Source organism: Pseudomonas idahonensis (assembly GCF_037903935.1).
GTDB lineage: Bacteria > Pseudomonadota > Gammaproteobacteria > Pseudomonadales > Pseudomonadaceae > Aquipseudomonas > Aquipseudomonas danubii.
On sequence record NZ_CP149586.1, the window covers coordinates 197565 to 222858 of the forward strand.

Annotated in this window: 24 protein-coding genes; 16 read left to right on the forward strand and 8 right to left on the reverse strand. The window is 63.8% G+C overall.

Going from position 1 to position 25294, the window contains the following annotated elements:
- The first annotated feature begins 56 nt into the window (after positions 1–56).
- Both gabT and WIN67_RS00905 read left to right on the forward strand, forming a co-directional pair.
- Complete coding sequence (gene gabT, locus WIN67_RS00900) at positions 57–1334, forward strand: 4-aminobutyrate--2-oxoglutarate transaminase (protein WP_102862579.1); 1278 nt, start codon at positions 57–59, stop codon at positions 1332–1334.
- Positions 1335–1476: 142 nt separating this feature from the next.
- A complete protein-coding gene (locus WIN67_RS00905) occupies positions 1477–2691 on the forward strand; it encodes a response regulator (RefSeq protein ID WP_110595271.1) in 1215 nt (404 codons plus the stop codon).
- Positions 2692–2796: 105 nt separating this feature from the next.
- On the opposite strand, the gene WIN67_RS00910 is transcribed toward WIN67_RS00905, so the two are convergent.
- Positions 2797–3789 carry a GGDEF domain-containing protein gene (locus WIN67_RS00910; protein ID WP_102882698.1) on the reverse strand — a complete coding sequence of 331 codons (993 nt, stop codon included), beginning with the start codon at positions 3787–3789 and terminating at the stop codon, positions 2797–2799.
- A 187-nt stretch (positions 3790–3976) separates the two neighbouring features.
- On the reverse strand, positions 3977–5161 hold the full coding sequence (gene desA / locus WIN67_RS00915) for a delta-9 fatty acid desaturase DesA (RefSeq protein WP_102862582.1): 1185 nt from the start codon (positions 5159–5161) through the stop codon (positions 3977–3979).
- A gap of 146 nt (positions 5162–5307) precedes the next feature.
- On the opposite strand from desA, the gene dibA reads away from it, so the two are divergent.
- The 9 genes from dibA to WIN67_RS00960 all read left to right on the forward strand — a co-directional run bounded on the left by dibA (position 5308) and on the right by WIN67_RS00960 (position 16126).
- Positions 5308–7227 carry a phosphodiesterase DibA gene (dibA, locus tag WIN67_RS00920; RefSeq protein ID WP_102862583.1) on the forward strand — a complete coding sequence of 640 codons (1920 nt, stop codon included), beginning with the start codon at positions 5308–5310 and terminating at the stop codon, positions 7225–7227.
- Between the two features lie 274 nt (positions 7228–7501).
- On the forward strand, positions 7502–7684 hold the full coding sequence (gene oscA / locus WIN67_RS00925) for a sulfur starvation response protein OscA (protein ID WP_022643503.1): 183 nt from the start codon (positions 7502–7504) through the stop codon (positions 7682–7684).
- A gap of 172 nt (positions 7685–7856) precedes the next feature.
- On the forward strand, positions 7857–8867 hold the full coding sequence (locus WIN67_RS00930; RefSeq protein ID WP_110595273.1) for a sulfate ABC transporter substrate-binding protein: 1011 nt from the start codon (positions 7857–7859) through the stop codon (positions 8865–8867).
- Positions 8868–9016: 149 nt separating this feature from the next.
- Positions 9017–9835 carry a sulfate ABC transporter permease subunit CysT gene (gene cysT / locus WIN67_RS00935; protein WP_102862585.1) on the forward strand — a complete coding sequence of 273 codons (819 nt, stop codon included), beginning with the start codon at positions 9017–9019 and terminating at the stop codon, positions 9833–9835.
- A 13-nt stretch (positions 9836–9848) separates the two neighbouring features.
- On the forward strand, positions 9849–10718 hold the full coding sequence (cysW, locus tag WIN67_RS00940) for a sulfate ABC transporter permease subunit CysW (protein ID WP_016968484.1): 870 nt from the start codon (positions 9849–9851) through the stop codon (positions 10716–10718).
- 3 nt (positions 10719–10721) lie between these two features.
- The gene (locus tag WIN67_RS00945) at positions 10722–11711 is read left to right on the forward strand and encodes a sulfate/molybdate ABC transporter ATP-binding protein (RefSeq protein WP_102882700.1); all 990 of its coding nucleotides are present in this window, start codon (positions 10722–10724) and stop codon (positions 11709–11711) included.
- A 295-nt stretch (positions 11712–12006) separates the two neighbouring features.
- On the forward strand, positions 12007–13383 hold the full coding sequence (locus WIN67_RS00950; RefSeq protein WP_110651233.1) for a cytochrome C: 1377 nt from the start codon (positions 12007–12009) through the stop codon (positions 13381–13383).
- A complete protein-coding gene (locus WIN67_RS00955; RefSeq protein WP_102882702.1) occupies positions 13380–13892 on the forward strand; it encodes a sorbitol dehydrogenase in 513 nt (170 codons plus the stop codon). Before WIN67_RS00950 ends, WIN67_RS00955 begins: the two co-directional genes overlap by 4 nt.
- Positions 13889–16126, forward strand: coding sequence for a GMC family oxidoreductase (locus tag WIN67_RS00960; protein WP_339070497.1), 2238 nt, complete (start codon positions 13889–13891; stop codon positions 16124–16126). Before WIN67_RS00955 ends, WIN67_RS00960 begins: the two co-directional genes overlap by 4 nt.
- 44 nt (positions 16127–16170) lie before the next feature.
- Here the strand turns inward: WIN67_RS00960 and WIN67_RS00965 are convergent, their stop codons facing one another.
- Positions 16171–16695 (reverse strand): DUF962 domain-containing protein, encoded by a 525-nt coding sequence (locus WIN67_RS00965; RefSeq protein ID WP_102882704.1) that lies wholly within the window; start codon positions 16693–16695, stop codon positions 16171–16173.
- 102 nt (positions 16696–16797) lie between these two features.
- Here WIN67_RS00965 and WIN67_RS00970 point away from each other — a divergent pair, with 102 nt between their 5' ends.
- Positions 16798–17484, forward strand: a complete 687-nt coding sequence (locus WIN67_RS00970) for a Crp/Fnr family transcriptional regulator (RefSeq protein ID WP_102882705.1) — start codon at positions 16798–16800, stop codon at positions 17482–17484.
- Between the two features lie 239 nt (positions 17485–17723).
- Here WIN67_RS00970 and uraH read toward each other — a convergent pair whose 3' ends face one another.
- Together uraH and WIN67_RS00980 are read right to left on the reverse strand one after the other, a co-directional pair.
- Entirely contained in the window at positions 17724–18134 is a 411-nt protein-coding gene (gene uraH / locus WIN67_RS00975; protein ID WP_102862589.1) for a hydroxyisourate hydrolase, read from the reverse strand.
- A 98-nt stretch (positions 18135–18232) separates the two neighbouring features.
- Positions 18233–18721, reverse strand: a complete 489-nt coding sequence (locus WIN67_RS00980) for a heme-binding protein (RefSeq protein ID WP_339070498.1) — start codon at positions 18719–18721, stop codon at positions 18233–18235.
- A gap of 135 nt (positions 18722–18856) precedes the next feature.
- Between WIN67_RS00980 and WIN67_RS00985 the strand changes: the two genes are divergently transcribed.
- Together WIN67_RS00985 and WIN67_RS00990 are read left to right on the forward strand one after the other, a co-directional pair.
- A complete protein-coding gene (locus WIN67_RS00985; protein ID WP_041115126.1) occupies positions 18857–19537 on the forward strand; it encodes a heavy metal response regulator transcription factor in 681 nt (226 codons plus the stop codon).
- A complete protein-coding gene (locus tag WIN67_RS00990; protein WP_199012317.1) occupies positions 19524–20912 on the forward strand; it encodes a heavy metal sensor histidine kinase in 1389 nt (462 codons plus the stop codon). Before WIN67_RS00985 ends, WIN67_RS00990 begins: the two co-directional genes overlap by 14 nt.
- Before the next feature lie 11 nt (positions 20913–20923).
- On the opposite strand, the gene WIN67_RS00995 is transcribed toward WIN67_RS00990, so the two are convergent.
- From WIN67_RS00995 to WIN67_RS01005, 3 genes are all read right to left on the reverse strand, one after another.
- Positions 20924–22144: a type II toxin-antitoxin system HipA family toxin gene (locus tag WIN67_RS00995; protein ID WP_110595277.1), complete on the reverse strand. Its 1221-nt coding sequence runs from the start codon at positions 22142–22144 to the stop codon at positions 20924–20926.
- Positions 22137–22385 carry a helix-turn-helix domain-containing protein gene (locus WIN67_RS01000; RefSeq protein WP_102862594.1) on the reverse strand — a complete coding sequence of 83 codons (249 nt, stop codon included), beginning with the start codon at positions 22383–22385 and terminating at the stop codon, positions 22137–22139. The genes WIN67_RS00995 and WIN67_RS01000 overlap by 8 nt, the downstream gene beginning before the upstream one ends.
- 170 nt (positions 22386–22555) lie before the next feature.
- Positions 22556–23560 carry an AraC family transcriptional regulator gene (locus WIN67_RS01005; protein ID WP_339070499.1) on the reverse strand — a complete coding sequence of 335 codons (1005 nt, stop codon included), beginning with the start codon at positions 23558–23560 and terminating at the stop codon, positions 22556–22558.
- Positions 23561–23659: 99 nt separating this feature from the next.
- Between WIN67_RS01005 and WIN67_RS01010 the strand changes: the two genes are divergently transcribed.
- Positions 23660–24733, forward strand: a complete 1074-nt coding sequence (locus tag WIN67_RS01010) for a fatty acid desaturase (RefSeq protein WP_339070500.1) — start codon at positions 23660–23662, stop codon at positions 24731–24733.
- A 113-nt stretch (positions 24734–24846) separates the two neighbouring features.
- Positions 24847–25293 carry a hypothetical protein gene (locus WIN67_RS01015; RefSeq protein WP_339070501.1) on the forward strand — a complete coding sequence of 149 codons (447 nt, stop codon included), beginning with the start codon at positions 24847–24849 and terminating at the stop codon, positions 25291–25293.
- Position 25294: the final 1 nt, after the last annotated feature.

Below are 25294 nucleotides of genomic sequence, written 5' to 3' on the forward strand. Positions count from 1 at the left end.
TCCCCGCCCCGCAACCCTTGAATCACACCGCTGTAGCAGCGGTGAATGAGGACACTATGAGCAAGACCAACGCATCCTTGATGAAACGCCGTGAAGCCGCTGTACCACGCGGTGTTGGCCAGATTCACCCGATCTTCGCCGACAGCGCGAAGAACGCCACCGTCACCGACGTTGAAGGCCGCGAGTTCATCGACTTCGCCGGCGGTATCGCGGTACTGAACACCGGTCACGTGCACCCGAAAATCATCGCCGCGGTGACCGAGCAGTTGAACAAGCTGACCCACACGTGCTTCCAGGTCCTGGCCTACGAGCCTTACGTGGAACTGTGCGAGAAAATCAACGCCAAGGTTCCAGGTGACTTCGCCAAGAAAACCCTGTTGGTGACCACCGGTTCCGAAGCCGTGGAAAACGCCGTGAAGATCGCCCGTGCCGCCACTGGCCGCGCCGGCGTGATCGCCTTCACCGGCGCCTACCATGGCCGCACCATGATGACCCTGGGCCTGACCGGTAAAGTCGTGCCTTACTCGGCCGGCATGGGCCTGATGCCAGGCGGTATCTTCCGCGCGCTGTACCCCAACGAACTGCACGGGGTGAGCATCGACGACTCCATCGCCAGCATCGAGCGCATCTTCAAGAACGACGCCGAGCCACGTGATATCGCCGCCATCATCATCGAACCGGTGCAGGGCGAAGGCGGTTTCTACGTCGCGCCTAAAGAGTTCATGAAGCGCCTGCGCGCCCTGTGCGACCAGCACGGCATCCTGCTGATCGCCGACGAAGTGCAGACCGGCGCTGGCCGTACCGGCACCTTCTTCGCCATGGAACAGATGGGCGTTGCCGCCGACCTGACCACCTTCGCCAAATCCATCGCTGGCGGCTTCCCGCTGGCCGGTGTCTGCGGCAAGGCCGAATACATGGACGCCATCGCTCCAGGCGGCCTGGGCGGCACCTACGCCGGTAGCCCGATCGCCTGTGCCGCCGCTCTGGCGGTGATGGAAGTGTTCGAAGAAGAGCACCTGCTCGATCGCTGCAAGGCGGTGGGCGAGCGTCTGGTGACCGGCCTCAAGGCCATCCAGGCCAAGTACCCGGTGATCGGCGAAGTGCGCGCCCTGGGCGCGATGATCGCGGTGGAACTGTTCGAAAACGGCGACAGCCACAAGCCGAACGCCGCTGCTGTGGCTCAGGTCGTGGCCAAGGCTCGCGACAAGGGGCTGATCCTGCTGTCCTGCGGCACCTACGGCAACGTGTTGCGGGTTCTGGTTCCGCTGACCTCGCCGGACGAGCAACTGGATAAAGGCCTGGCCATCATCGAAGAGTGCTTCGCTGAACTCTGAGTGGTTGCTGCTGTGACCTGATCGACAAAAAAACCCGCTTCGGCGGGTTTTTTTCATCCCCAGGCGGTCCATAGGGGATTTGCGCTGTATGGAAGCCCGTGCATTGACTAAGGTGCAAAGGATTGCCTAGGGAGCGTGCTGCATGACCGCTGTTGATTTACCCGCTGTACCTCGTGTGCTGATTGCCGAGGCCGATCCCTGGTCCCGCGATTTGCTCAAGCAAGTGCTGCTCAACGTGCGCTGTGACGCGCGTCTGGATCTGTGTGCCGACGGTCAGGAAGCCCTGGAACTGTTGAGCGCCAAACCTTATGACCTGATCATTGCCGACTGGGAGTTGCCGGGCATTGACGGTCTCGCCTTGCTGCGCTCCGTGCGCCAGCGCAAGCGCAACCCGTTGCAGCCTTTCATTCTGCTCAGCGTGCGCAGCGACAGTGCCAGCGTGCGCGAGGCCTTGCCTCTGGCACCCACGGCCTACCTGACCAAACCGTTGAACATGGAAAGCCTGACCCAGCGCCTGCAGGGGCTGCTGCTGGATGCTGGCCAGGAGGTTGCCTGCGAGGTGCCGACCCTGGCCCCGGGCATGACCCTGTGGACCTTTCTTGAACGCCGTCGCGAGATCGCCGATGGCGCACCGCTGCTGACCGATGTGCAATTGGCGGTCAAGCGCAGCCTCAACCCCGACGGGCTGGACCTCAAGCTGCTGGAGGAGGAGATCCGCACCGATCCCCAGATCACTGCCGTGCTGATCTGCGCCGCCAACAGTGCCGCGCAACACAACGGTGAAGGCGTACAGACCCTGTCCCAGGCCCTGCACCGGCTGGGTACCGGGCAGAGCATGAACCTGATTCTGGGCCTGGCCCTCAAGCGCAGCGCGCGCCTGAGCGACCCGGCCCTGGCTGACTATGCCGAGCGCTACTGGGAGCTGTCGTTGCACACGGCGGAATATGGTCGGACCCTGGCCCGCCTGCTGGACCTGGATCAGGAGCGTTGCTATTGCGCGGGCCTGTTGCACCGGTTGGGCGACCTGGCATTGCTGCGTTGTCTGCAAGAGTGGAAGCAGGCCGGTGGCGAACTGGATGAGCAGGAAGAAATCGGTGATGCCCTGGAGCGTTTCGGTGCCGCCTACGGTTCGGCGCTGCGTACTCGCTGGCGCATGCCCCTGGAGCTGCGTGAACTGATCGCCTCGATCTACCAGTTGGGCGGAGGGGTCTATTCCCGCGAAGCCCTGGTGATGAACCTGGCGGCGCAACTGGCGCGGCTGACCGAACATGAAGGGGTGGAGGAGGTGGCCCGCAGCAAGACGGCGCGCCTGCTGAAAGTCGGCTTGCCGGAGCTTTCCCGCCTGCGCAAGGGCTGATCCTCTTTAGCCGCCGGCTCGCCGGCGAAGACATTCGCCACCGCGCCGTGGGCCTTTAGGGCCTGTTCGCTGGCAAGCCAGCTCCCACGGATGGGGCGCGCGTGGTTATCCGCTGACGATGCGGTTCTTGCCCTGGCGCTTGGCTTGGTACATCGCCGCATCGGCCCGGGCGAACAGGCTGTCGAGGCTTTCATCTTCGCGGCGCCGGCTGCTCAGGCCCTGGCTGATGGTGATGTTGAAGGTCTGGCCCTGGCAACTGAAGGTCTGCCGCTGAATCTCGCGCTGCAGGCGTTCGGCGACCTGATGGGCCATGTCCGCGCTGCAGCCGGGAAACACCGCCGCGAACTCTTCACCGCCGATGCGCCCGAACAGGTCTCCCCGACGCAGTGCAGCCCGTCCGCTCTCGGCAATGCGCTGCAGAACGATGTCGCCTTCGGGATGGCCGTAGGTGTCGTTGATCACCTTGAAGTCATCGATGTCCAGCAACAGAAAGACCAGGGGTAAACCTTGCCGGCGTGCCTGTTCGAACTCGCGATGGGCACATTCGAAGAAGTGTCGGCGGTTGCTGCTTTGGGTCAGCACGTCGGTGGTGGCCAGGCGTTGCAGCTCGGCTTCCAGCTGCTTCTTTTCGGTGATGTCTTCGGCAATGCCCACCACGATCAGCCGTTGCCCGGGTTCGGTGTTGCGGTTGATGAAGCATTTGTCGCTAAGCCAGCGCACCTGCCCCTGGGCATCGATGATGCGGTACTCGCGATCTTCCACCGCGCCCCTGTCCAGGACCTGGGCCAGGCTGCGCTCGGCGTATTCCAGGTCGTCGGGGTAGATGCTGTCGCGCCACTGGTTGAAGTCCGCCAGCAGCAGGCCTGCCGGGCGACCGAAGATCCGTTCATAGGCCGGGCTGACGTACAGCACCTGGCGGTTGTCCCAATCGAAGGCCCAGAGCACTGCATTGACGCTGACCAGCAGGGCGCTGAACAGCTGCTCGCGCTCGGTCAGGCGGGCGACTTCGCCCTGTGCATGCATCAGGGCCATCAGGGTTTGCGCGGCTTCGGGCCACTGGGGAAGCGAAGATGGAGTGTGTGAATTCTTATTGACCATCGGCACAGATCTCAAAGGGCGTGCCGCGCCAAGTTCGACAGCAGCCACAACCAAGCCCGCCTGGGTGGCGAAGTGTTCAGTGAGATAGGGGATCGGACGCTAAGTTCCCAGCCGTTGCGGCGATACCTGGCGCGCCCGCCGGACGGTCGCAGTCGCCCCTCGCCGGCTTGTGGCGAGGGGCTTTGGCTCAGGCTGCGGTAGGACGCAGGGAGTAGGTTTTCAGCTGATTGGCGAAGTCCCGCAGGGACTGGATACCGCTGGCCTCGGCCTCGTGCACCCAGTCCTTGATCGCCGCCAGCATGTCGTGGCCGTTGGCGCTGGTCTTGACCCAGATCTGCTGCAGGGCCAGGCGCTTTTCGTAGATCACCTTCAACGCCTGGCTGTGTTCCAGCATGGTCTGGATACGCAGGTGGTGGCGGTCTTCCAGCAGGCTGGTTTCCCGGGACAGCAGGCGCTTGGCGCGGTGGAACTGGTGGCGCACCGAGTGATCGACCTTGGCCAGCTCCTGCTTCACCAGCGGGCCGATCACCAGCTTGCGGTACTGGGCCATGATCTGGAACCGGTTGTTGAGGATGGCCATGGCCGTGTCCATGTCCAGGTGGCCCTTGCCTTCGACCCGGTGGGCGATGGGCGCTACGCGCTGGACCTTGGCCAGGCGCAGGAAGCTGAAGACCTTGATCCAGGCCCAGCCCATGTCGAACTCCCACTTCTTCACCGAGAGCTTGGCCGAGTTGGGGTAGGTGTGATGGTTGTTATGCAGTTCTTCGCCGCCGACGATGATGCCCCAGGGCACCAGGTTGGTGGCGGCGTCGCGGCATTCGAAGTTGCGGTAGCCGACGGCGTGGCCCAGGCCGTTGATCACGCCGGCGGCCCAGAATGGAATCCACATCATCTGGATCGCCCAGATGGTGATGCCGATGGTGCCGAACAGCAGCAGGTCGATGACCGCCATCAGCGCGATACCGCCCAGCTTGTAGCGGCTGTAGAGGTTGCGCTCGATCCAGTCTTCCGGGCAGTTCTTGCCGTAGATGCGCAGGGTTTCCGGGTTCTTGGCCTCTTCGCGATAAAGCTCGGCGCCCTTGCGCAGCACCGTGGACAGGCCCTTGATCACCGGGCTGTGGGGGTCGTCGACGGTCTCGCACTTGGCGTGGTGCTTGCGGTGGATGGCGGTCCACTCGCGGGTGTTCTGCGCCGTGGTCAGCCACAGCCAGAAGCGGAAGAAGTGTTTCAGGCCGGCGTTGAGTTCCAGGGAACGGTGCGCGGAATAGCGATGCAGATAGATCGTGACCGCAACGATGGTCACGTGGGTCATCAACAGAGTGACTGCCACCAGTTGCCAGGCGGACAAGCCAAGTAAACCTTCGTACCACATAGGCGATAAGGCCCTCGATAAAGAAAAAAACAGCCCAGGCATTATCACTAAGCCCGCTGAGAAAACCAGTCGCCCTTTCAGATAAGAGTGGCGGCATGTTTCTTCCTCTATAATCCCGAACTTTTCGTGTGGAAATAGACGGACTTATGTCGGTTTCTTATCGCAATGGCTTGCGTGCCGCGCTGCTCTATCTACTGCTGTCCCTGATCTGGTTGCAGTTCAGTGGTTATTTACTGAGCAGTTTCTTCGATGAATTTGCCGATCAGGCCTACTGGCACGAGGTCAGTGGCTACGCCTGGGCACTGGTCAGCGCGGTGCTGATCTTCTTTGCCCGGGCCCGCCTGTTGCGAGTCATGGGCGCCGACCGCTGGTTGCGCCATCAGCAGAAGGATCGCGAGCGCCTGCGCCAGGCGGCGGCAGTGTTCGACTGCACCCGCGAGGGCGTGCTGGTCAGCGATACCCAGGGCCAGATCGTCCACGTCAATCGCGCCTTCATCGAGATCACCGGCTACCAGCGCGAAGAGGTGCTGGGTCGCCAGCCGAGCCTGTTCAAGTCCGGCCACCATTCGCCGGACTTCTACAAGGCGATGTTCGACTCGCTGCAGAAAACCGGCGAATGGAGCGGCGAAATCTGGAATCGACGCAAGAGCGGCGAGATCTACCCGCAATGGCAGAGCATCCGCGCGATCCGCGATGAGCAGGGCGAGCTCACCCACTATGTCGCGGTGTTCTCCGACATCAGTGCAATCAAGGATTCCGAGCACGAACTGGCCCACCTGGCCCACCACGACCCCTTGACCGACCTGCCCAACCGCCTGCTGTTCACCGATCGTGCCGAACAGGCCCTGGCCTCGGCGCAGATCCACAAGCGCGGCTGCGCCATGCTGATGATCGACCTGGATCATTTCAAGATGATCAACGACAGCCTCGGTCACAACGTCGGCGACCAGTTGCTCAAGGCCGTGGGCGAGCGCCTGGGGGGCATGTTCGGCCCGGGCATGACCCTGGCGCGTCTGGGAGGCGACGAGTTCGCAGTGCTGGCCGAAAGCTGCCCGCAACTGGTGCAGGCCGCCGCCCTGGCGCAGCGCATCATCGACGGCCTCAAGGAGCCCTTCCAGCTGGGTGAGCAGCAGGTGGTGATCAACGCCAGCATCGGCATCAGTCTGTTCCCCAGTGACGCCCTGAGCGCCAGTCAGCTGCTGCGCAACGCCGATGCGGCGCTGTTCAAGGCCAAGAGCGCCGGGCGCAACGGCTATGCCCTGTACACCGAGGAACTCACCGCCCATGCCCAGCAACGGGTGGAGATTGCCTTCGAACTGCGCCGGGCCCTGGAGCAGCAGGAGCTGCGGGTCTACTACCAGCCGGTGCACGATCTCAAGAACAGTCGCCTGATCGGCGTCGAGGCCCTGGTGCGCTGGGAGCATCCGCAACGCGGCCTGGTGTCCCCGGCGGAGTTCATTCCGATTGCCGAACGCACCGGGATGATTGCCGAGATCGACGCCTGGGTCATGCAGCAGGCCTGCCGGCAGATGTGCCAATGGCAGGCTGAAGGTGTGGTGCTGTCGTTTGTCGCGGTGAACGTATCGACCCGTCTGTTCGCGCGCAGCGAGCTCTATCAGCAGGTGGCCCAGGTGCTGCACGACACCGGCCTGGACCCGGCCTACCTGGAACTGGAAGTCACCGAAAGCGCGGTCATGGACGATCCCGAGGTGGCGCTGGAGCAGATGCACCGTCTGCGTGAACTGGGCATTCGCCTGGCCATCGATGACTTCGGTACCGGCTACTCGTCCTTGCTGCGCCTCAAGCGCCTGCCGGTACAGAAGCTCAAGATCGACCAGGGTTTTGTCGCCGGCCTGCCGTTCGATGAAGACGATGCGGCGATCTCTCGGGTGATCATCGCCCTGGCCCAGAGCATGGGCATGCAGGTTCACGCCGAGGGTATCGAGCAAGCGGAGCAGGCGCGGTTCCTGCTCGAACACGACTGTGACCTGGGCCAGGGCTACTGGTTCGGCCGGCCGGTGCCGGCGGAGCAGCTTGACTGGAGCAATGCCCCCGCCATCCGCTGATACTCCTGTAGCCGCTGCTGAGCCTGCGAAGCTGCGAACGACCGCAACGCGGGCGCAAATGTTGTAGACCGCTGAAGGCCTGATGGCCTTGTCGCAGCCTCGCAGGCTCGGCAGCGGCTACAGGGGGCTAAGCTGCTGTCAGGTCGAATAATTTTTCTGGTTATATAAACATTCTTAAACAGTATTTTTAAGAATATCCGCGCCTATCTACTATTGCTCCTACGCCGCAAGCAGTGCCGCCACTGCCAGGCACCTTTCACTCAGGAGCAGCACCATGAGCGCATCTCTACGTAGCGTTGACGGCCAGGACGAAGCAACCATCTTGCGGGAAATTCAAAGCGCTCTGCGCGACCTGCGCTTTGGCGCGGTGGAAATCACCGTGCACAACGCCCAGGTCGTGCAGATCGAACGCAAGGAAAAATTCCGCCTGCAACAGCCCGGCAACAAACCCAGCTGACTGCAGCGCAGTCGAAGACCGCATCACCCTCTCGTGATCGAGAGGCCCGACTGGACAACCGGAGGGCGTCATCCATGACCCCCAGTCTGAACCCCAGCATTCGCCCACGAATGCGGGCCTGATTCGCCATAAGAAAAATGCCAGCACTTTAAAAAATTTCGGGAGCTCCATCATGTCGTCGATTCGCCGTTATGCCCTGGCCGCCCTCGCCAGCGCCGTTTTTGCCGGTTCCGCCGTTGCCAAGGATTACGAGCTGCTCAACGTGTCCTACGACCCGACCCGCGAGCTGTACCAGGACTACAACGCCGAGTTCACAAGCTTCTGGAAGCAATCGCATCCCGGCGACAACGTGAAGATCCAGCAGTCCCACGGTGGTTCCGGCAAGCAGGGCCGGGCGGTGATCGACGGCCTGCGCGCCGACGTGGTGACCCTGGCCCTGGCCGGTGACATCGACGAAATCGCCAAGCTCGGCAAGACCCTGCCGGCGGACTGGCAGAAACGCCTGCCCGACGCCAGCACCCCCTACACCTCGACCATCGTGTTCCTGGTGCGCAAGGGCAACCCCAAAGGCATCAAGGACTGGGGCGACCTGATCAAGAAAGACGTCTCGGTGATCACCCCGAACCCGAAAACTTCCGGTGGTGCGCGCTGGAACTTCCTTGCCGCCTGGGCCTATGGCCTGAAAACCGGCGGCAGCGAAGCCAAGGCTCAGGAATACGTCAAAGAGCTGTTCAAGCACGTGCCTGTGCTGGACACCGGCGCTCGCGGCTCGACCATCACCTTCGTCAACAACGGTCAGGGCGACGTGTTGCTGGCCTGGGAAAACGAGGCCTTCCTGGCCCTCAAGGAAGACGGCGGCGCCGACAAGTTCGACATCGTCGTGCCTTCGCTGTCGATCCTCGCCGAGCCACCCGTGGCGGTGGTGGACAAGAACGCCGAGAAGAAAGGCAACACCGAGATCGCCGAGGCGTACCTCAAGCACCTGTACAGCCCGGCCGGCCAGGAAATTGCCGCGAAGAACTTCTACCGCCCGCGGGACAAGGATGTCGCCGCCAAATATGCCCAGCAGTTCCCCAAACTGGACCTGGTGACTATCGACAAGGACTTCGGCGGCTGGAAGACTGCCCAACCGAAATTCTTCAACGACGGTGGTGTGTTCGACCAGATCTACACGGCCCAGTAAACCTGTTGTAGGAGCTGGCTTGCCAGCGAAGGCGCCCTCAAGGGCCACACCAGGCTGCAGGCCCCTTCGCCGGCAAGCCGGCTCCTAACAGGTAGAGCCCGCATTCAGTTGCGGGCTTTGCGTATCCGTTCCGTTAACCAAGGACTTTTATGTCGCGTCGTATCTCCCCCGTCATACCCGGCTTCGGGCTGACGCTGGGCTACACCTTGGTGTACCTCAGCCTGATTGTGCTCATCCCCCTGGCGGCGATGTTCGTGCATGCCGCGCAACTCACCTGGGAACAGTTCTGGGCGATTATTTCGGCGCCAAGGGTGCTCGCCGCGCTCAAGCTGAGCTTCGGTACCGCGCTGTATGCGGCCATGATCAACGGCGTCATCGGCACCCTGCTGGCCTGGGTCCTGGTGCGCTACAGCTTCCCCGGGCGCAAGGTCATCGATGCCATGATCGACCTGCCGTTTGCCTTGCCCACTGCCGTGGCCGGCATTGCCCTGACCGCGCTCTACGCGCCCACCGGCCTGGTGGGACAGTTCGCCACCGACCTGGGCTTCAAGATTGCCTACACGCCCCTGGGCATCACCCTGGCGCTGACCTTCGTCACCCTGCCATTCGTGGTGCGCACGGTGCAGCCGGTGCTGGCGGATATTCCCCGTGAAGTGGAAGAGGCCGCCGCCTGCCTGGGCGCCAAACCCTGGCAGGTGTTCCGCCATATCCTGGTGCCGGCCTTGCTGCCGGCCTGGCTCACCGGCTTTGCCCTGGCCTTCGCCCGGGGCGTTGGCGAGTACGGCTCGGTGATTTTCATCGCCGGCAACATGCCGATGAAGACCGAAATCCTGCCCCTGCTGATCATGGTCAAGCTCGACCAGTACGATTACACCGGCGCCACCTCCATCGGCGTGCTGATGCTGGTGGTTTCCTTCATCCTGTTGCTGCTGATCAACCTGCTGCAGCGGCGCATCGAACGTCCATAAGGAGGCGCGACTCATGTCTCAATCGTCTATCGCCGCCTCGTCGGCCAACGCCGCCCGCCGTGGCAGCGCCACCTCGCGGCGGGTGCTGATTGGCCTCGGCTGGCTGATCTTTGCCCTGTTTTTGCTGCTGCCGTTGTTCATCGTGGTGTCCCAGGGCCTGAAGCTGGGCATCGGTGCGTTCTTTGAAGCGATCTTCGAGCCCGATGCCCTGTCGGCGCTCAAACTCACGGTGATCGCGGTGCTGATCTCGGTGCCCCTGAACCTGGTGTTCGGGGTCAGCGCCGCCTGGTGCGTGAGCAAGTACTCGTTCCGTGGCAAGAGCATCCTGGTGACCCTGATCGACCTGCCGTTCTCGGTGTCGCCGGTGATCGCCGGCCTGGTCTATGTGCTGATGTTCGGCGCCCAGGGCCTGTTCGGCCCGTGGCTTTCGGATCACGACATCCAGATCGTCTTCGCCTTGCCCGGCATCGTCCTGGCCACCATCTTCGTCACCGTGCCCTTCGTCGCCCGGGAACTGATCCCGCTGATGCAGGAGCAGGGCACCCAGGAAGAGGAAGCCGCCAGGTTGCTGGGGGCCAATGGCTGGCAGATGTTCTGGCACGTCACCGTGCCCAATATCAAATGGGGCCTGATCTACGGCGTGGTGCTCTGTACCGCCCGGGCCATGGGCGAATTCGGCGCGGTGTCGGTGGTGTCCGGGCACATTCGCGGGGTCACCAACACCCTGCCGCTGCACGTGGAAATCCTCTACAACGAGTACAACCACGTGGCCGCCTTTGCCGTCGCCAGCCTGCTGCTGATCCTTGCGTTGTTCATCCTGCTGCTCAAGCAGTGGAGCGAATCCCGAATCAACCGCCTGCGCGCCAGCGCCGCGGAGGAATAAGTCATGTCGATCGAAGTCCGTAACGTCAGCAAGAACTTCAACGCCTTCAAGGCCCTGAACAGCATCAACCTGGATATCCACAGCGGCGAGCTGGTGGCTCTGCTGGGCCCGTCCGGCTGCGGCAAGACCACCCTGCTGCGCATCATCGCCGGCCTGGAAACGCCGGATGACGGCAGCATCGTGTTCCACGGCGAGGACGTTTCCGGCCACGACGTGCGCGATCGCAACGTCGGTTTCGTGTTCCAGCACTACGCCCTGTTCCGCCACATGAGCGTGTTCGACAACGTCGCCTTCGGCCTGCGCATGAAGCCCAAGAACCAGCGTCCCAGCGAGAGCAAGATCGCCGAGAAGGTCCATGAGCTACTGAACATGGTGCAACTGGACTGGCTCGCCGACCGTTACCCGGAGCAACTGTCCGGCGGCCAGCGCCAGCGTATCGCCCTGGCCCGCGCCCTGGCGGTGGAGCCCAAGGTGCTGCTGCTGGACGAACCCTTCGGCGCCCTCGACGCCAAGGTGCGCAAGGAGCTGCGACGCTGGCTGGCGCGGCTGCACGAAGACATCAACCTGACTTCGGTGTTCGTTACCCACGACCAGGAAGAAGCCATGGAAGTGGCGGACCGAATCGTGGTGATGAACAAGGGCGTGATCGAGCAGATCGGCTCCCCGGGGGACGTCTACGAGAACCCGGCCAGCGACTTCGTCTACCACTTCCTGGGTGACTCCAACCGCCTGCACCTGGGGGAGGACAATCACGTGCTGTTCCGTCCCCACGAAGTGTCGCTGTCGCGTTCGGAACTGGAAGACCATCACGCCGCCGAAGTGCGCGACATCCGTCCCCTGGGCGCCACCACCCGGGTCACCCTCAAGGTCGAAGGCCAGAGCGAGCTGATCGAGGCCGAAGTGGTGAAGGACCACGACAGCCTGATCGGCCTGGCCCGTGGCGAGACGCTGTTCTTCAAGCCCAAGGTCTGGCAGAAACACTCCAGCCTCTGACCCCACCGACATCACGCCCGCTGTAGGAGCTGGCTTGCCAGCGAAAGCGTCCTCCAGGTTTGTACCTGGCTCGAAGACCCTTCGCCGGCAAGCCGGCTCCTACGCAGAGGATGTTGCGTATCGACGGTGGGTGATGGCGTTCGCTATTGCTGCTAGCTCGATTCGATCTATGGCCCGTGCCCTGGGCGCAAGTTTCCTTATCTACGCTGGAAACTGTGCCAGGAGGGCGCAATTGAAGAGTCCTTGAAGGACCGGCGTTCTGTCTCCTGGCCAGCCTGATGCCAAGGAGACAAGCATGAAAAAGGAAGTCCATCGGCCCGGTCCGAGGTTCGGTTGTGCACTCTGCGGTGCACTGCTCAGCCCTCTGGCCCTGGCGCTCGCGCCCCCAGACCTGTCCTCGCGCATACCCTACGACGTTGCAGTGACCGCCCCCCCGGAACCGACCCTGGAAAGCCTGCAGCGCGATTTTGACGTGCTGTCCTGGCAGACCTTCATCGCCCTCAACTGGCCAGCCCAGGCCGACGGCAGTCCCGGCGTTGGGCCCATCGGCAAGGAGGACGGTCCCACCGTCTGGGAAGGCTGGAAAGAGAGCTATCAGATCTTCCGGGCCAAGGGTGAGAAGCCTTTGGCCTGGGAGGCTCCGGCGATTCTTCCCAAACCCTGTGAGGGGCTCAAATCCGGGCGCCTGCTGCAACAGATGGGCAAGGTCGCGGGTGTCCTCGACGAGTTCATCCAGCCGTTCCAGAGCGGCCCGCTGGTGGACCAGAGCGGCACCTACACCCGTAACGAAATCGTGGTCAACCGGCCGATGTTCAACGATATCGTCGACAAGGGCTTGTACAGCGTCCAGGGCCAGCAGGCGTATTTCGCCGCCAGCCCGAACAACCGCGTGGCCTTCAGCTGCAGCTCCAATCCCCATCAGAAACTCGGCGCAATCATGGTCAAGGCCTCGTGGAAGGTGCTGGACGGCAACGACCAGCGCAGCCGCTTCCATACGGTGGACGCCCTGGTCTATACCCCCGGCAACAGCGATCCGACCCGCGGGCCCATCGTGGAAGAGTCGTGCAAGGCCGAGGCGGTGGGCCTGGTGGGCCTGCACATCGTGCACAAAACCGCGCTGGCCCCGCAGTGGGTCTGGTCGACCTTCGAACACGTGGACAATGTGCCGGAAAAAACCACCCCGCCGGAGCAGCGCAAAGGCCCGTACCTGTTCTACAACGCCGCCAGCCCGGCCAAGGTCAACGAGCCGCCGCCCCGGCCCTGGAACCCGGCGGTCAAGGCCACGCCATCGCAGATCGTCCGCGAGATTCCGCTGACCGAGGCCGCCAAGGCGCTGAACAGCACCTACCAGGCGCTGTTGCGCACGGCCAACCCGCAGAGTGTCTGGGCCAACTACCAGATGATCGACACCCAATGGCCCGCCGATCCGGCCCCTGACTGCGAGACGCCGTCGCCGACCAATCCCTTGGGCAGCCCGGCCCCGACCTTCCTCGCCAACGCCACCCTGGAAACCTATATCCAGGGCACGGTGCCCCAGGCGTCCTCCAGTTGCATGGATTGCCACAACAACGCGACCACCCGGGTCACCCAGAACCCCCGCACCACCTTCGCCGACTTCACCTATCTGCTGGAGCGTGCCCAATCCACTGGCGCCGCAGGGAGCAAACCATGAGCACCGAGCGTGAGAACTTTGTCGGCCTGTCCTCGGCGTTGCTGGGGATCGGCAAGGCCTTGCTGGCGCCGTCGATCGACCCCATCGACCTGCCCAGCCAGTTTCTGGCCTATATCCGCCCGAAGCTGACCGAGGCCCAACTCAATGACCTGCTGAGCCAGTACGCCAGCCTGGTGGCTGACCAGCAGAGCCCGGAACAGATCGCCCGGGCGCTGCTGATGAGCAACGGCAAGCCGGCGGCCACACCTGCGGCCAAGGCCTGTCGTTCGATCATGAAAATGTGGCTGCTGGGGGTCTGGTACCAGCCTTATGACGCCAGCAGCTTCAAGGCCGGGCAACAGTGGGTCGTGTCCGACCTGGCGTACCAGCAAAGCTGGGCCTGGAAGGCCGCCCAGGCCCATCCCATGGGCTACAGCCAGTTTCATTTCGGCTACTGGAACGAGACGCCGCCGAGCCTGGAGGCCTTTACCGGTGTGCCCGCCAAGGGGCAGCAAGGAGCTTCGTCATGAGCACAGAACAAGCGGATGTGGTGATAGTCGGCGCTGGCCTGGCAGGCAGCATCATCGCCTATCAACTGGGTCTGGCCGGGGTCAAGGTGCTGGTGCTGGAGTCCGGGCCGAGCATTCCGGCCAATCGCACGCAATACATGGAGCGCTTCTACAACGCCACCCTGAAGACTCCGGAGTCGCCCTATCCTCCGGCCAGCAACCTGCAGCCGCAGCTTTATCCGGAACTGCAGCCGGACCAGCAGAACGCGCCGCGCCCAACCATTGCCGACCTGATCAACGGCTGGCAGAACCCGCAGACCAGCTACCTGGTGCAGAAAGGCCCGCTGGCCTTCACCAGCACCTATGAGCGGGTGGGCGGCGGCACCACCTGGCACTGGGTCGCCACCTGCCTGCGCATGCTGCCCAATGACTTTCGCCTCAAGTCGCTGTACGGCGTCGGGGTCGACTGGCCCATCGGCTACCAGGATCTGCAAAGCGCCTACTGCCGCGCCGAGGCGGAGATCGGCGTGGCGGCGGATGTGGGTGACCAGGACTACCTGGGCATGACCTTTCCCGAGGATTATCAATTCCCCATGCACAGCATTCCGCTGTCCCTGGTGGACGAGCGTTTCGTCAAGGCGCTCAAGGGCCATTCGTTTGCCGGCATGCCACTGTTCGTGAGCCCGACGCCGGCCGGGCGCAACTCCGAGCCTTATGCCGGGCGCCGGGTCTGTGCGGGCAATACCAACTGCACGCCGATCTGCCCGATCCAGGCCAAGTACGACGCCACGGTGACTCTGAACAAGGCGCTGGAGACCGGCAATGTCCGGGTGCTGTACAAGAGCGTGGCGAGCAAGGTCCGGGTCGATGGCAAGTCCAGCATCAGCGGCATCGAGTTCATCCAGTACCAGTTGGGGGACGGCCCGCCCACCGCCAATGGCGTGGCCCTGGGGCAGCACTATGTGATCGCCGCCCACGCCATCGAGACCCCCAAGCTGTTGCTCAACTCAGCCTGTCCCGAGGCACCCCAGGGGGTGGCCAACAGCAGTGGTCAGGTCGGGCGCAGCCTGTCGGACCACCCGATCTACCTGGCCTGGGGGCTGATGCCGCCAGGGCAGACGGTGTTCCCTTATCGTGGGCCGGTGTCCACGGCGGGCATCGAGAGCCTGCGCGATGGGGCCTTTCGCAGCCACCGGGCGGCCTGGCGCATCGAGATCGGCAATGAGGGCCTGAACTGGCCGATCGGCGATCCCTACACCACGGTGTGCGACCTGATCGACGGCCAGAACAACAGCCACACCAACCCGTTGCCCGGAGACAAGCATGATCCCCAGGCGTTGTTTGGAGCGGACCTGATCCGTGCCCTCAACGACCGCCTGATCCGCCAGTTCCGAATTGCCTTCCTGGTGGAACAGGTGGAGAAGGATCCGGATCACGCCGACTGCTACATAGTCCCCTCTACCGAGTACAAGGACCGCCTGGGCATCCCCCGTCCGGAGATTCACTACAACCTGTCGGACTACACCAAGGAGGGCTTCAAACAGGCCCGGCAGGCCGCCACCTACATCATCACCGAGCTGCTGGGGGCCACCGAACTCACGGACCTCAAGCCGGACCCCAAGACCAACCCCGGGTTCTTCGTCTACGACGGCGAGCCCTACAGCTTCCAGGGCGCCGGGCACCTGATGGGGACTTACCGCATGGGGGACAACCCCAGGGACTCGGTGGTGGACAAGCATCAGCGCAGTTGGGATCACCGCAATCTGTTCCTGGTGGGAGACGGGGTGTTTCCCAGCAGCGGCACGTCCAATCCGAGCCTGACCATCGCCGCGTTGTCGTTCCAGGCCGCCGATGTGCTCGCCAATGAGCTCAAGGCCAGCACCGTGACGGTCCAGGCCAATCAGCCCTGGCAAGGCACCGGGGTGCAACTCAATGGGATCAGTGCGCAATTGGTGCGCTACGTCAGCGGGCGCTGGTCTGCCAGTCCGGCGGGGGGCATGGTGGACGGCCGGGGCAATCCGGTCTACATCGCCAAGTCCGGCTATACCTTGCCGGGGGCCAGCGAGGGAGCGCTGATCGGCCGCGTCGGGAGCGCTGGCACGCCCTTTCTGATCGGCGATCTGGCGCAGATACCGGCGGGCCAGCAAGGGGAGTTGCAGCTGTGCATCAATGACGACCTGGACGGGCGTTACGGTGTCGGCCTGCAGGACAATCAGGGCGCACTGACGGTGCGAGTGGAGTTTGGTGGCTTGTGACCCATCCTGGCCGGGCGTGCAGTCGGCACGCCCGGCCAGGGACTTCAGATCATGGCTTTTTTCTGGCGCAGGGCCACGGGGCCCGAACGCTGCTCGATGGCCTGTTTCAAGTCATGGCGCAGCCCCAGCAGGAACGCCAGTTCGGCCACCACGAACAGCGGGCCGACGATCAACCCCGACAGATCATCGACAAAGGCCGGCTTGCGGCCTTCGTAGTAATGGCCGATGAACTGGATCACCCAACCGATCACGAACAGGCCCAGGCCGCTGCTCAACCACAGCCCGGTGCTTTGCGCTGCCAGCGCTTGCCCGGCCCAGACCGACAGCCCCATCAGCACACTCATCAACACGCCCAGGCGCAACTCCAGGCGCAGGTAGAACACCGCTGAGGCCAGGGCCAGCAGCACGGCCGGCGACAGCACGATGCCCGCCAGCGGCCAGGCGGGACGGGACAGCAGCACCGCCACCGCCAGAACGATCATGGGAATGCCGATAAAGTGGCTGGCGATATTGCGCGGGTCGCGGTGGTAGGCGGCGTATTGACTCAGATGATCAACGAGGCTTTTCATTGTTGTTCCTCCGTTAGGGTGGCCCGATCATGCCCGGCCGCCGATCACGGCACTGTCAGCTAGGCGACAATCACGCCGATGCCTTGAGGAAAAAACCTGTTCATGGACATGCAGCAGTGGCGTGACTGCCTGATGACCGGCCAGTGGTTCAGCCACCTGCCGGATTCCTTACAGAATAGTTTGCTCGGCGGTGCCCGCCTGCGCCGCTTGGCGCCGGGGCAATGCCTGTTCCTGCGTGGCGATCCGCCCTGCGGCTTGTACGCGGTGCTGGAAGGGACGGTGCGGGTGGGAGCCGTCAGCGAGCAGGGTAAGGAAGCCTTGCTCAGCCTGATGCAAGCGCCGCACTGGTTTGGCGAGATCTGCCTGTTCGACGGCCAGCCGCGTACCCACGATGCCTACGCCGAGGGTGCCTGCACCCTGCTTCAGGTGCCGCAGTCGAGCTTGTTGCAACTGTTGGAGCAACAGCCGCAGTACTGGCGCCAGTTCGCGCTGTTGATGAGTCACAAACTGCGCCTGGCCTTCATCAACCTGGAACAACTGAGCCTGATGCCGGCGCCGGCTCGTGTGGCCAGTCGCCTGCTGGCGATGGCCGGCGGCTACGGCGAAGTCAGCCAAAGTCGCAGCCTGCTGCAACTGCCCCAGGAGCAACTGGCGCTGATGCTCTCGCTGTCGCGCCAGACCACCAACCAGATCCTCAAGGACCTGCAGCACCAGGGCATCCTGCGCCTGAGCTACGGCGAGATCGAAATCCTCGACACCGAGCGCTTGCGCGCCCTTGCAGGCCTGTAGGCGCTGGCTTGCCAGCGAAGGAGCCCGCAAGACCGCCTTCGCCGGCAAGCCGGCTCCTACAAAATCCCGCGCGATTTCTCTGCCGACCGTAGGATCTGGCTTACCAGCGAAGAGGCCCTCAAGACCGCTTTCGCCGGCAAGCCGGCTCCTACAAAGTCCCGCGCGATTTCTCTGCCGACCGTAGGAGCTGGCTTGCCAGCGAAGGGGCCCGCAAGACCGCCCTCGTCAGCAGCCAGCTCCTACGAACCGCGATAGGTCGAGAAGCCATAAGGGCTGAGCAACAGCGGAATGTGGTAGTGCTGCTCGGTCTGCTTGACCTCGAAAATCACCGGAATCTCCGGAAAGAAGGTATCGCGCTTGGCCTGCTTGAAGTATTCACCGGTCTTGAACACCACCCGGTATTCGCCAGCTGTCAGTGCCTGGCCAGCGGGAAACAGCTCGCTGATCCGCCCCTGCTCGTTGGTCACGCCGCTGGACAGGGCTTTCCAGTCCTGGCCCACATGCTGCTCCAGGGTCACCTTGACCCCCGGCGAGGGCAGGCCGTTCTCCAGGTTCAGCACATGCACGCTCAAGGGATTGCCCGCCGCCAGGGCCAGGCTCGACAGACCGCAGAGGCCGATGGCCGCCAGGCTATTACGCAAAATATTCATGTCCCACTCCTTTCTCGATTGAACAAACAACAGACTCTGAAGCCGCTGCCGAGCCCGCGAGGCTGCGCATTAGCGCAACGCGGGCGCGGCACTCCAGTTCACTGACGTCCGGCCTCGGCCGCCAACCCCACCCGCTGTGCCGCCTGTAACGCGCACGCTTCGTCCTGCGCCGCGCCGCCCGCACCGGCAATGCCCATCGCGCCCACCAAATGGTTGCCGGCAAACAAGGGAATGCCGCCGCCGAGCAACAGCAGCTCCGGCAAGGTATTGAGGTTGGCCGCCTCGGGGTTGTTGCGCGCCCGCTCGGCGAACAGCCGGGTAGGGGTCTTGGTGGACAGCGCGGTATACGCCTTGCGCTGGCTGGCGACGGTGTTGTGCGGGCCGACGCCATCAGCGCGCAGGGTCACCAAGAGGTTGCCGCCACGGTCCAGCACCGACACCACAGCGGTGCACTGGGCCAGGCTGGCGTCCGCCAACTGACGGGCGGTGGCCAGGTCCAGCTCTGCGTGACGCGGAAGTTCCGGGGCCGCCAGGGCAGTGCCGGCAAGGCCCAGACCAACGCTTAGAACGAGGGTTTTGCAGATCATGGGAAGGCTCCTGAAAGACAGGTCGCCACCTTAGCCAGCCGTCCTCGTCAGAACCTCGTCAGTTGGATTACAAGTTTGTAATGGGCAAGCGCGCGCGGGGCGCCTAGCCTGTGCCGATCATTTCCGAGGTGCACCATGCGTTTGCTGGTAGTTGAAGACGAAGCCAAGACCGCGAATTTCCTGGCCAAGGGGCTGGGAGAGTCCGGATTCGCTGTGGACGTGGCCCTGAATGGCCTGGACGGGCGCTATTTCATCGAGCAGCAGGAATACGACCTGATCATCCTCGACGTGATGCTCCCCGGTCTCAACGGCTGGCAGTTGCTGCAGTTGATCCGCCAGCGCGGCGCCACCCCGGTGCTGTTCCTCACCGCCAAGGACGCCATCGAAGACCGGGTCCGTGGCCTGGAACTGGGCGCCGATGACTACCTGCTCAAGCCCTTTGCCTTCGCCGAACTGCTGGCCCGGGTCCGCACCCTGCTGCGCCGCGGGCCGCTGCGCGAGGCTGAATCCTTCAGCATCGCCGACCTGGAGATCGACGTGCTGCGCCGTCGGGTCAGCCGTGGCGGCCAACGCATTGCCCTGACCAACAAGGAGTTCGCCCTGCTGCACCTGTTGGCCAGCCGCCAGGGTGAAGTGCTGTCGCGGACCCTGATTGCCTCCCAGGTGTGGAACCTGAATTTCGACAGCGACACCAACATGGTGGAAGTGGCGGTGCGCCGGTTGCGGGCCAAGGTCGACGATCCCTACATGCCCAAGCTGATCCACACCGTGCGTGGCGTCGGCTACCAGCTGGAAGCCCCGGATGAAGCGCTCTAGTTCCATCGCCTGGCGGCTGGCCCTGGCCTTTGCCGCGGTCTGCGCCCTGGTGCTCAGCGTGATCGGGGTGTTCCTCTACCGCTCCCTGGCCGAGGAAATCGCCTACCGCGACGACCTCGCCCTGTTGGGACGTCTGGAACAGGTGCGCGCCCTGCTGCAGGACAGCGACAGCCTGGACGCCCTGCAAGCCCGGCCCCGGCTGTACCAGAACATGCTGGGCAACCAGGAAAGCCTGCTGCTGGTGCTGCGGGCCGATGGCTCGACGGTGATCGGCATCAACCCCCGGCAACAGCGCTTGCCCGAGTTGCTGCCGATTGCCCGTGAGCAGCGCCCGCAACGCCGCGACATCCTCCTCTGGCCGGGCAGCGACCAGGTTCCGCTGGCGCTGCTGGCGGGGCAGGCCAGCGGCCCCAAGGGCGAGGCGCTGACGGTGATTGCCGGGAAGGTGCTCAGCGAGCGCGAGCAGATGCTCGCCAGCTACCGCCTGCGCCTGTACCTGGCGGTAGGCCTGGGGGCCTTGCTGGCCTTCGCCCTGGGCCTGCTGCTGTTGCGCCGGGGCTTGCAGCCGCTGCGCCAGCTCAGCGAGTCGGTGCGCGAGATCGATCTGCGCAGCCTCGACCGACGCCTGCACACCAGCGGCATCCCGGCCGAATTCCACGAGCCGGTGCAAGCCTTGAACGCCATGCTGGCGCGCCTGGAGGAGAGCTTTCAGCGCTTGTCGCAGTTCTCCGCCGACCTGGCCCATGAAATTCGCACGCCGTTGCACAACCTGTTGGGCAGCAACGGCCTGGCCCTGAACCAGCCCCGCAGCGCCGCGGAGTACCAGGAAGTGCTGGCCTCCAACATGGAGGAGTTCGAGCGCCTGGGACGCATGGCCGAGAACCTGCTGTTCCTGGCCCGGGCCGAGCAGGCCGATGCGGCGCTGGACCGCCAGCTGCTGTCACTCTCGGGCGTCGGCGCGCAGTTGTGCGACTACTTCGAAGCCCTGGCCGATGACCGACAGATCCGCCTGGAGAACGGTTTTTACGGCGAGCTGCTGGCCGACCAGCAACTGCTGCAACGGGCCCTGGGCAACCTCCTGGCCAACGCCGTGCGCCACGCCGACGCGGGTTCGCTGATCCGCCTGCGACGCCGCGACGAAGCGGGCTGGTGCTGGCTGCAGGTGCACAACCAGGGCCCGGCGATTGCCCCTGAGCATCTGCCCCGGTTGTTCGACCGCTTCTACCGGGTCGACCCCTCCCGCGCCGAACCGGGGGATTCCGGCGGCCTGGGCCTGGCCATCGTGCGCTCGATCATGCTGCTGCATGGTGGTCAGGTGCGGGTCGCGAGCGAGGGGCAGGCCACGGTGTTCGAACTGGGTTTTGCGGTTCTTTAACGGTGACCGGATCAACGGGTCAGGCTGCGCGCCACACCGGTTTTCCAGGCCTCGCTCATGGCCTCGGCCATGCCCTTGAAGGCGGGATGGGCCGCGCTATAGACCTGCATCTCGCCCATCGCCTGTGCCATGCCGTGCTCGACCTGTTGCAACAGTTCATGGCTGCGGCCTTCGCTGAGGTTGCAGGCCGTGCGGGCGAAGCGCAGCAGCGCCTGGCGTTTGGGCCAGGCCTTGGAGCCTCCCAGCAATAGCGCCAGGCTGTCCGCCTTGATGTAGACCGACGTGGTCACCAGATCAAAGGCCGGTGCCAGGCTGACGGGGGCTTCCACATCCGTGTCGGGGTACAGCACGCCGAAGTTCTTCAGATGGGCATCGCCATTTCTCAGTCCGGCCGACAACGCCACGATCTTGAAGAATGACTCCAGGGCCCGGTTCAGAAGGTGTGGGGAGACAAAGGCCTTGATCTGTTTCGCCGCGCCTTCGTAGGAGCCGTCGTACTTGGCTTTTGCCGGCCAGGCGTTGAGCACGCAGAAATCCTCGAAACCCAGGTAGCCCTGGGCGCTCAGGTCGAAACGTTTGACCACCAGGAACTGGCCATTCTGGCTGAGTTCGATCTCCGGCACTGGCAGGCCGGCATGCAGCGCCGCACGCATGCAGAAGAATTCGTTGGCGGCCAGGTGGGGGTATTGATCGGCGCGAAAAGCCTTCACCAAATGAGTAGCGCCGCGATGGGTCAGGCGTTCGACGCTGTTGGTGCTGTCGCGGATCAGGACTTTGGGCTGCACCCCGGAAACGCCTGAATACTGGCCATAGGTCGCCAATAGATCCTCGAACAGTCCCTCGGCACCGTCATGCACCAACAGGTCCTCCAGGCTGGTTTCCGGCAGCGGCGCCTGGGGTGATTGCGTTGTGCTGATGGCCACCCGACCCAGTTGGTGCGGCCCCACGATCGATAGCAGAGCGAAGTCGTCGAAACCGCGCACCGCCTTGCTGAAACGGCGCAGCAGTTCATCACGCAGCGAACCTTCCGGCAGGTGCATATCGAACACCGGTAGCAGGCCTCGATCCCAGCCATAGCTCGCCAGGCGTGGCGGCATGGTCAGCGAGACCGCGTCGCGGGGCGAGGTGTTGTCGCTGTAGGTGAAAACCGAGTCCGCCTGCGCCTGGCCACGGCCGAGAGTGCCCACCGCCATGCCGGCCACACGGATGTGCAGCCGCTGTTCCTCAGTCATGGAAATGCGCCTGTTTCAGGCTGTCCAGGGTCGGGCGTTGCCGGGGGCGGGGCACGGCGCTGAGCTCGTAGCCAAAACCATTGAGAATGGCTTCGACCTTGCGCAAGCCGATTTCGGTAATGGTGTTGTTTTCAATCCCCGAGATAGTGGCACGGCTCATGCCGTATTGTGCTGCCAGTGCCTGCTGCGAGAGCTTGCGCTCTTTGCGCAGGGTCCGGATCAGTTGTCCAAGGCTTTCCATGGGATTTATTCCGCATTGTATGCAATGCATTTTTACTGAAAATTATTTAATGCATCCTATTTGATGCATTGTGCAGTGTAGATCGGCAGGGTCTTTTTCGCGGGATTTTTTACTGGTGGAGGTTGCACCCGTCGCTGCACCTGTAGGAACCGGCTGGCCGGCGCAGGGGCTCAATGCAAACCGTCGCGAAACTGCCCCGGGGTCATCCCGGTCCAGCGTTTGAACGCCCGGCTGAAGCTGCTGGCATCGGCAAAGCCCAGCAGGTAGCTGATTTCGCTCAGGGAGCATTCCAGGTCCCGCAGGTGCAGCAGGGCGAGGTTCTCCCGGCATTCGTTGAGTAGGGTGTCGAAGCGCGTGCCTTCATCCGCCAGGTGCCGTTGCAGGCTGCGCAGGCTCAGGTGCAGGGCCTGGGCGACTCGTTCCGCGGAGGGTTCGCCTTCCGGCAATTGGGCTTCGATCACGCCGCGCACCTTGCGCTCCCAGGTCAGCGGCCGCAGTTGCAACAGGGTGCGCTTGAGCACCGCCTCGTTGTGCTCGGCCAGTTCCGGGTTGGCATCGTCCAGGTGGCTGTCGAAATCGTGCAGGCCGAATTCCAGGCAGTCATCGGCCGCAGCAAAGTGCACCGGGCAGCGGAACACCTTGTGCCACTGGCTCGGGTCCGCCGGGGCCGGGCGCCGCAAATGCACGGCCAGCGGCGCGTAGTCGCGGCCCAGGCGGTTGCGGCAGGTGCGCACGTAGATCGCGGCAAACGCGTCGATGGCCTCGATGGCCGGCTGCGGCGCGCCTTCGGGCACCTTGAGGAAGAACCGGTAGCGGTCCGGCTCGCGGGTCAGGGCCAGTTCCAGGGCATCGCTGACCACCTGGTGATAACGCACGATGCGCTCGAACACTTCCCGCAGGCTGCCGCTGGCCACCAGGGCGTAGCCCAGGGCATGAAAGGTGGTGGGGCTGACAAAGCGCGACACCCGCAGGCCAATGGCCGGGTCGCCGCTGGCCTGCACGGCGAGATGCCACAGGCGGGTGGTGGCCGACAGCGGGTAGCGGGCGTTGGGGTCGTCCATCAATTGCGGATCGATCCCGGCTGCGCGGCACAGTGCGTCGCTGTCGAGGTCGAGGGCGTCCAGTTGCTTGCGCAAGGCGCGGGTCCAGCTGGCAAGGGAAGTGGCTTCGGTCATGCGATTGGCGCGTCCGGTCAACAGGTTGGCGTTTACGGCTAGGGCCCGGAGCCGGGGCTCGGGGCAGGATGCACACATCACTGACCAGAGGATGGAATCATGCAGGGTATTTCTGCAAGCCCCGAGCGGATGAACGCACAACAGCGAGCGGCGCACATTCGCCAGGTGGTCCTGGCCCGGGGCGATGAACTGCGCCGGCGCTTTCCCTTGCTGCGGCACCAGGACGCCCTGGGTGCGGGGATTCTGCTCTTTGCCTTGTCCGGGATGCTGGGGTCAGCGGCGCTCTATGTCGGTGGCTACCTGACTTGGTGGGCGTGCCTGCTGCTCAACGCGTTCTTCGCTTCCCTGACCCACGAGCTGGAACACGACCTGATCCACAGCATGTACTTTCGCAAGCAGCGCCTGCCCCACAACCTGATGCTGGCGCTGGTCTGGCTGGCGCGGCCGAGCACCATCAACCCCTGGGTGCGGCGCCACCTGCACCTGAATCACCACAAGGTGTCCGGCAGCGAGAGCGATATCGAAGAGCGCGCCATCACCAACGGCGAACCCTGGGGCATCGCCCGCCTGCTGATGGTCGGGGACAACATGATGGCGGCCTTCATCCGCCTGCTGCGGGCGCCGGGGGCCAGGCACAAGCTGCGCATCCTCGGCCGCACCCTGGCGGTGTACGCGCCGCTGGCCCTGCTGCACTGGGGCGCCTGGTACCTGTTCCTCGGCTTTCATGCCGCCAACGGCGTCGCCGCGTTGCTCGGCAGCCCGATCCAGTGGTCACAGGACACCCTGGCGCTGATGCACGGCATCGATATCGCCGTGGTGGTGATCATCGGCCCCAACGTGCTGCGCACCTTCTGCCTGCACTTTGTCAGTTCCAACATGCACTACTACGGCGATATCGAACCGGGCAACGTGATCCAGCAGACCCAGGTGCTCAACCCCTGGTGGATGTGGCCGCTGCAGGCCTTCTGCTGCAACTTCGGCAGCACCCACGGCATCCATCATTTCGTGGTCAAGGAGCCCTTTTACATCCGCCAGCTGACGGCGCCGGTGGCACACAAGGTGATGGCCGAGATGGGCGTGCGCTTCAACGATTTCGGCACCTTTGCCCGGGCCAACCGCTTTCATCCCGTGGAGCAGGTGGCGACGCAACCTGCGCATAACGCCCGGGCTTGAGGGGGCGGACTGTCTTTCTGGTTAAATATCCAAGGACCGATAACGTAAAGCCAAGGTCACGCGGCACCGGGAAACGCCCGGAATCCGCGAAGGGGCAACGACAGGGAGACGCTATGAACAGTGCGCTAAGGCGATTGATCGCCGTTGCCTTGATGAGTGTGGGCAGCGTGTCGCTGGCCGACTCGGTGGCGCAGGGCCGCAACGAGGCGCTGGCGCTGAGTATCTTGAAGCATCTGGAAGTGAACGGTTTTCGCAATTCCTTAAGGCCGCGGCACTACCCGGACGGCACCACGCTGGGCCAGACGCCCTATCGGATCTACGAGAAGGCCGCAGACGCCGATGGCACCTACAGCGCGACGGACGAAGAACAACGCTGGATCTACAGCGTCAGGGTGATGGAGCAGGGGAAGAAAGGCATCACCATCTGTTTTGTCGACCAGAACCTGCACGGCAGCTACCTGGCCGCTTCGCCGTTGCGGGTCGAGAAAAACCGGGCGGGGCATTACGTCGTGGTCAAGGAACTGCCAACAACCCCGGCCTGCCGCATCACCCGAGGCTGAG

Coding starts and splice junctions, on each gene's coding strand:
- WIN67_RS01015 (WP_339070501.1), top strand. CDS start 24,847: ATGAACAGTGCGCTAAGGCGATTGATCGCCGTTGCCTTGATGAGTGTG.
- WIN67_RS01005 (WP_339070499.1), bottom strand. CDS start 23,560: ATGACCGAAGCCACTTCCCTTGCCAGCTGGACCCGCGCCTTGCGCAAG.
- cysT (WP_102862585.1), top strand. CDS start 9,017: ATGTCGCGTCGTATCTCCCCCGTCATACCCGGCTTCGGGCTGACGCTG.
- cysW (WP_016968484.1), top strand. CDS start 9,849: ATGTCTCAATCGTCTATCGCCGCCTCGTCGGCCAACGCCGCCCGCCGT.
- WIN67_RS00930 (WP_110595273.1), top strand. CDS start 7,857: ATGTCGTCGATTCGCCGTTATGCCCTGGCCGCCCTCGCCAGCGCCGTT.
- WIN67_RS00965 (WP_102882704.1), bottom strand. CDS start 16,695: ATGAAAAGCCTCGTTGATCATCTGAGTCAATACGCCGCCTACCACCGC.
- dibA (WP_102862583.1), top strand. CDS start 5,308: ATGTCGGTTTCTTATCGCAATGGCTTGCGTGCCGCGCTGCTCTATCTA.
- WIN67_RS00980 (WP_339070498.1), bottom strand. CDS start 18,721: ATGATCTGCAAAACCCTCGTTCTAAGCGTTGGTCTGGGCCTTGCCGGC.
- gabT (WP_102862579.1), top strand. CDS start 57: ATGAGCAAGACCAACGCATCCTTGATGAAACGCCGTGAAGCCGCTGTA.
- WIN67_RS00905 (WP_110595271.1), top strand. CDS start 1,477: ATGACCGCTGTTGATTTACCCGCTGTACCTCGTGTGCTGATTGCCGAG.
- WIN67_RS00960 (WP_339070497.1), top strand. CDS start 13,889: ATGAGCACAGAACAAGCGGATGTGGTGATAGTCGGCGCTGGCCTGGCA.
- WIN67_RS00990 (WP_199012317.1), top strand. CDS start 19,524: ATGAAGCGCTCTAGTTCCATCGCCTGGCGGCTGGCCCTGGCCTTTGCC.
- oscA (WP_022643503.1), top strand. CDS start 7,502: ATGAGCGCATCTCTACGTAGCGTTGACGGCCAGGACGAAGCAACCATC.
- WIN67_RS00985 (WP_041115126.1), top strand. CDS start 18,857: ATGCGTTTGCTGGTAGTTGAAGACGAAGCCAAGACCGCGAATTTCCTG.
- desA (WP_102862582.1), bottom strand. CDS start 5,161: ATGTGGTACGAAGGTTTACTTGGCTTGTCCGCCTGGCAACTGGTGGCA.
- WIN67_RS00970 (WP_102882705.1), top strand. CDS start 16,798: ATGGACATGCAGCAGTGGCGTGACTGCCTGATGACCGGCCAGTGGTTC.
- WIN67_RS01010 (WP_339070500.1), top strand. CDS start 23,660: ATGCAGGGTATTTCTGCAAGCCCCGAGCGGATGAACGCACAACAGCGA.
- WIN67_RS00955 (WP_102882702.1), top strand. CDS start 13,380: ATGAGCACCGAGCGTGAGAACTTTGTCGGCCTGTCCTCGGCGTTGCTG.
- WIN67_RS00910 (WP_102882698.1), bottom strand. CDS start 3,789: ATGGTCAATAAGAATTCACACACTCCATCTTCGCTTCCCCAGTGGCCC.
- WIN67_RS00995 (WP_110595277.1), bottom strand. CDS start 22,144: ATGACTGAGGAACAGCGGCTGCACATCCGTGTGGCCGGCATGGCGGTG.
- WIN67_RS01000 (WP_102862594.1), bottom strand. CDS start 22,385: ATGGAAAGCCTTGGACAACTGATCCGGACCCTGCGCAAAGAGCGCAAG.
- uraH (WP_102862589.1), bottom strand. CDS start 18,134: ATGAATATTTTGCGTAATAGCCTGGCGGCCATCGGCCTCTGCGGTCTG.
- WIN67_RS00950 (WP_110651233.1), top strand. CDS start 12,007: ATGAAAAAGGAAGTCCATCGGCCCGGTCCGAGGTTCGGTTGTGCACTC.
- WIN67_RS00945 (WP_102882700.1), top strand. CDS start 10,722: ATGTCGATCGAAGTCCGTAACGTCAGCAAGAACTTCAACGCCTTCAAG.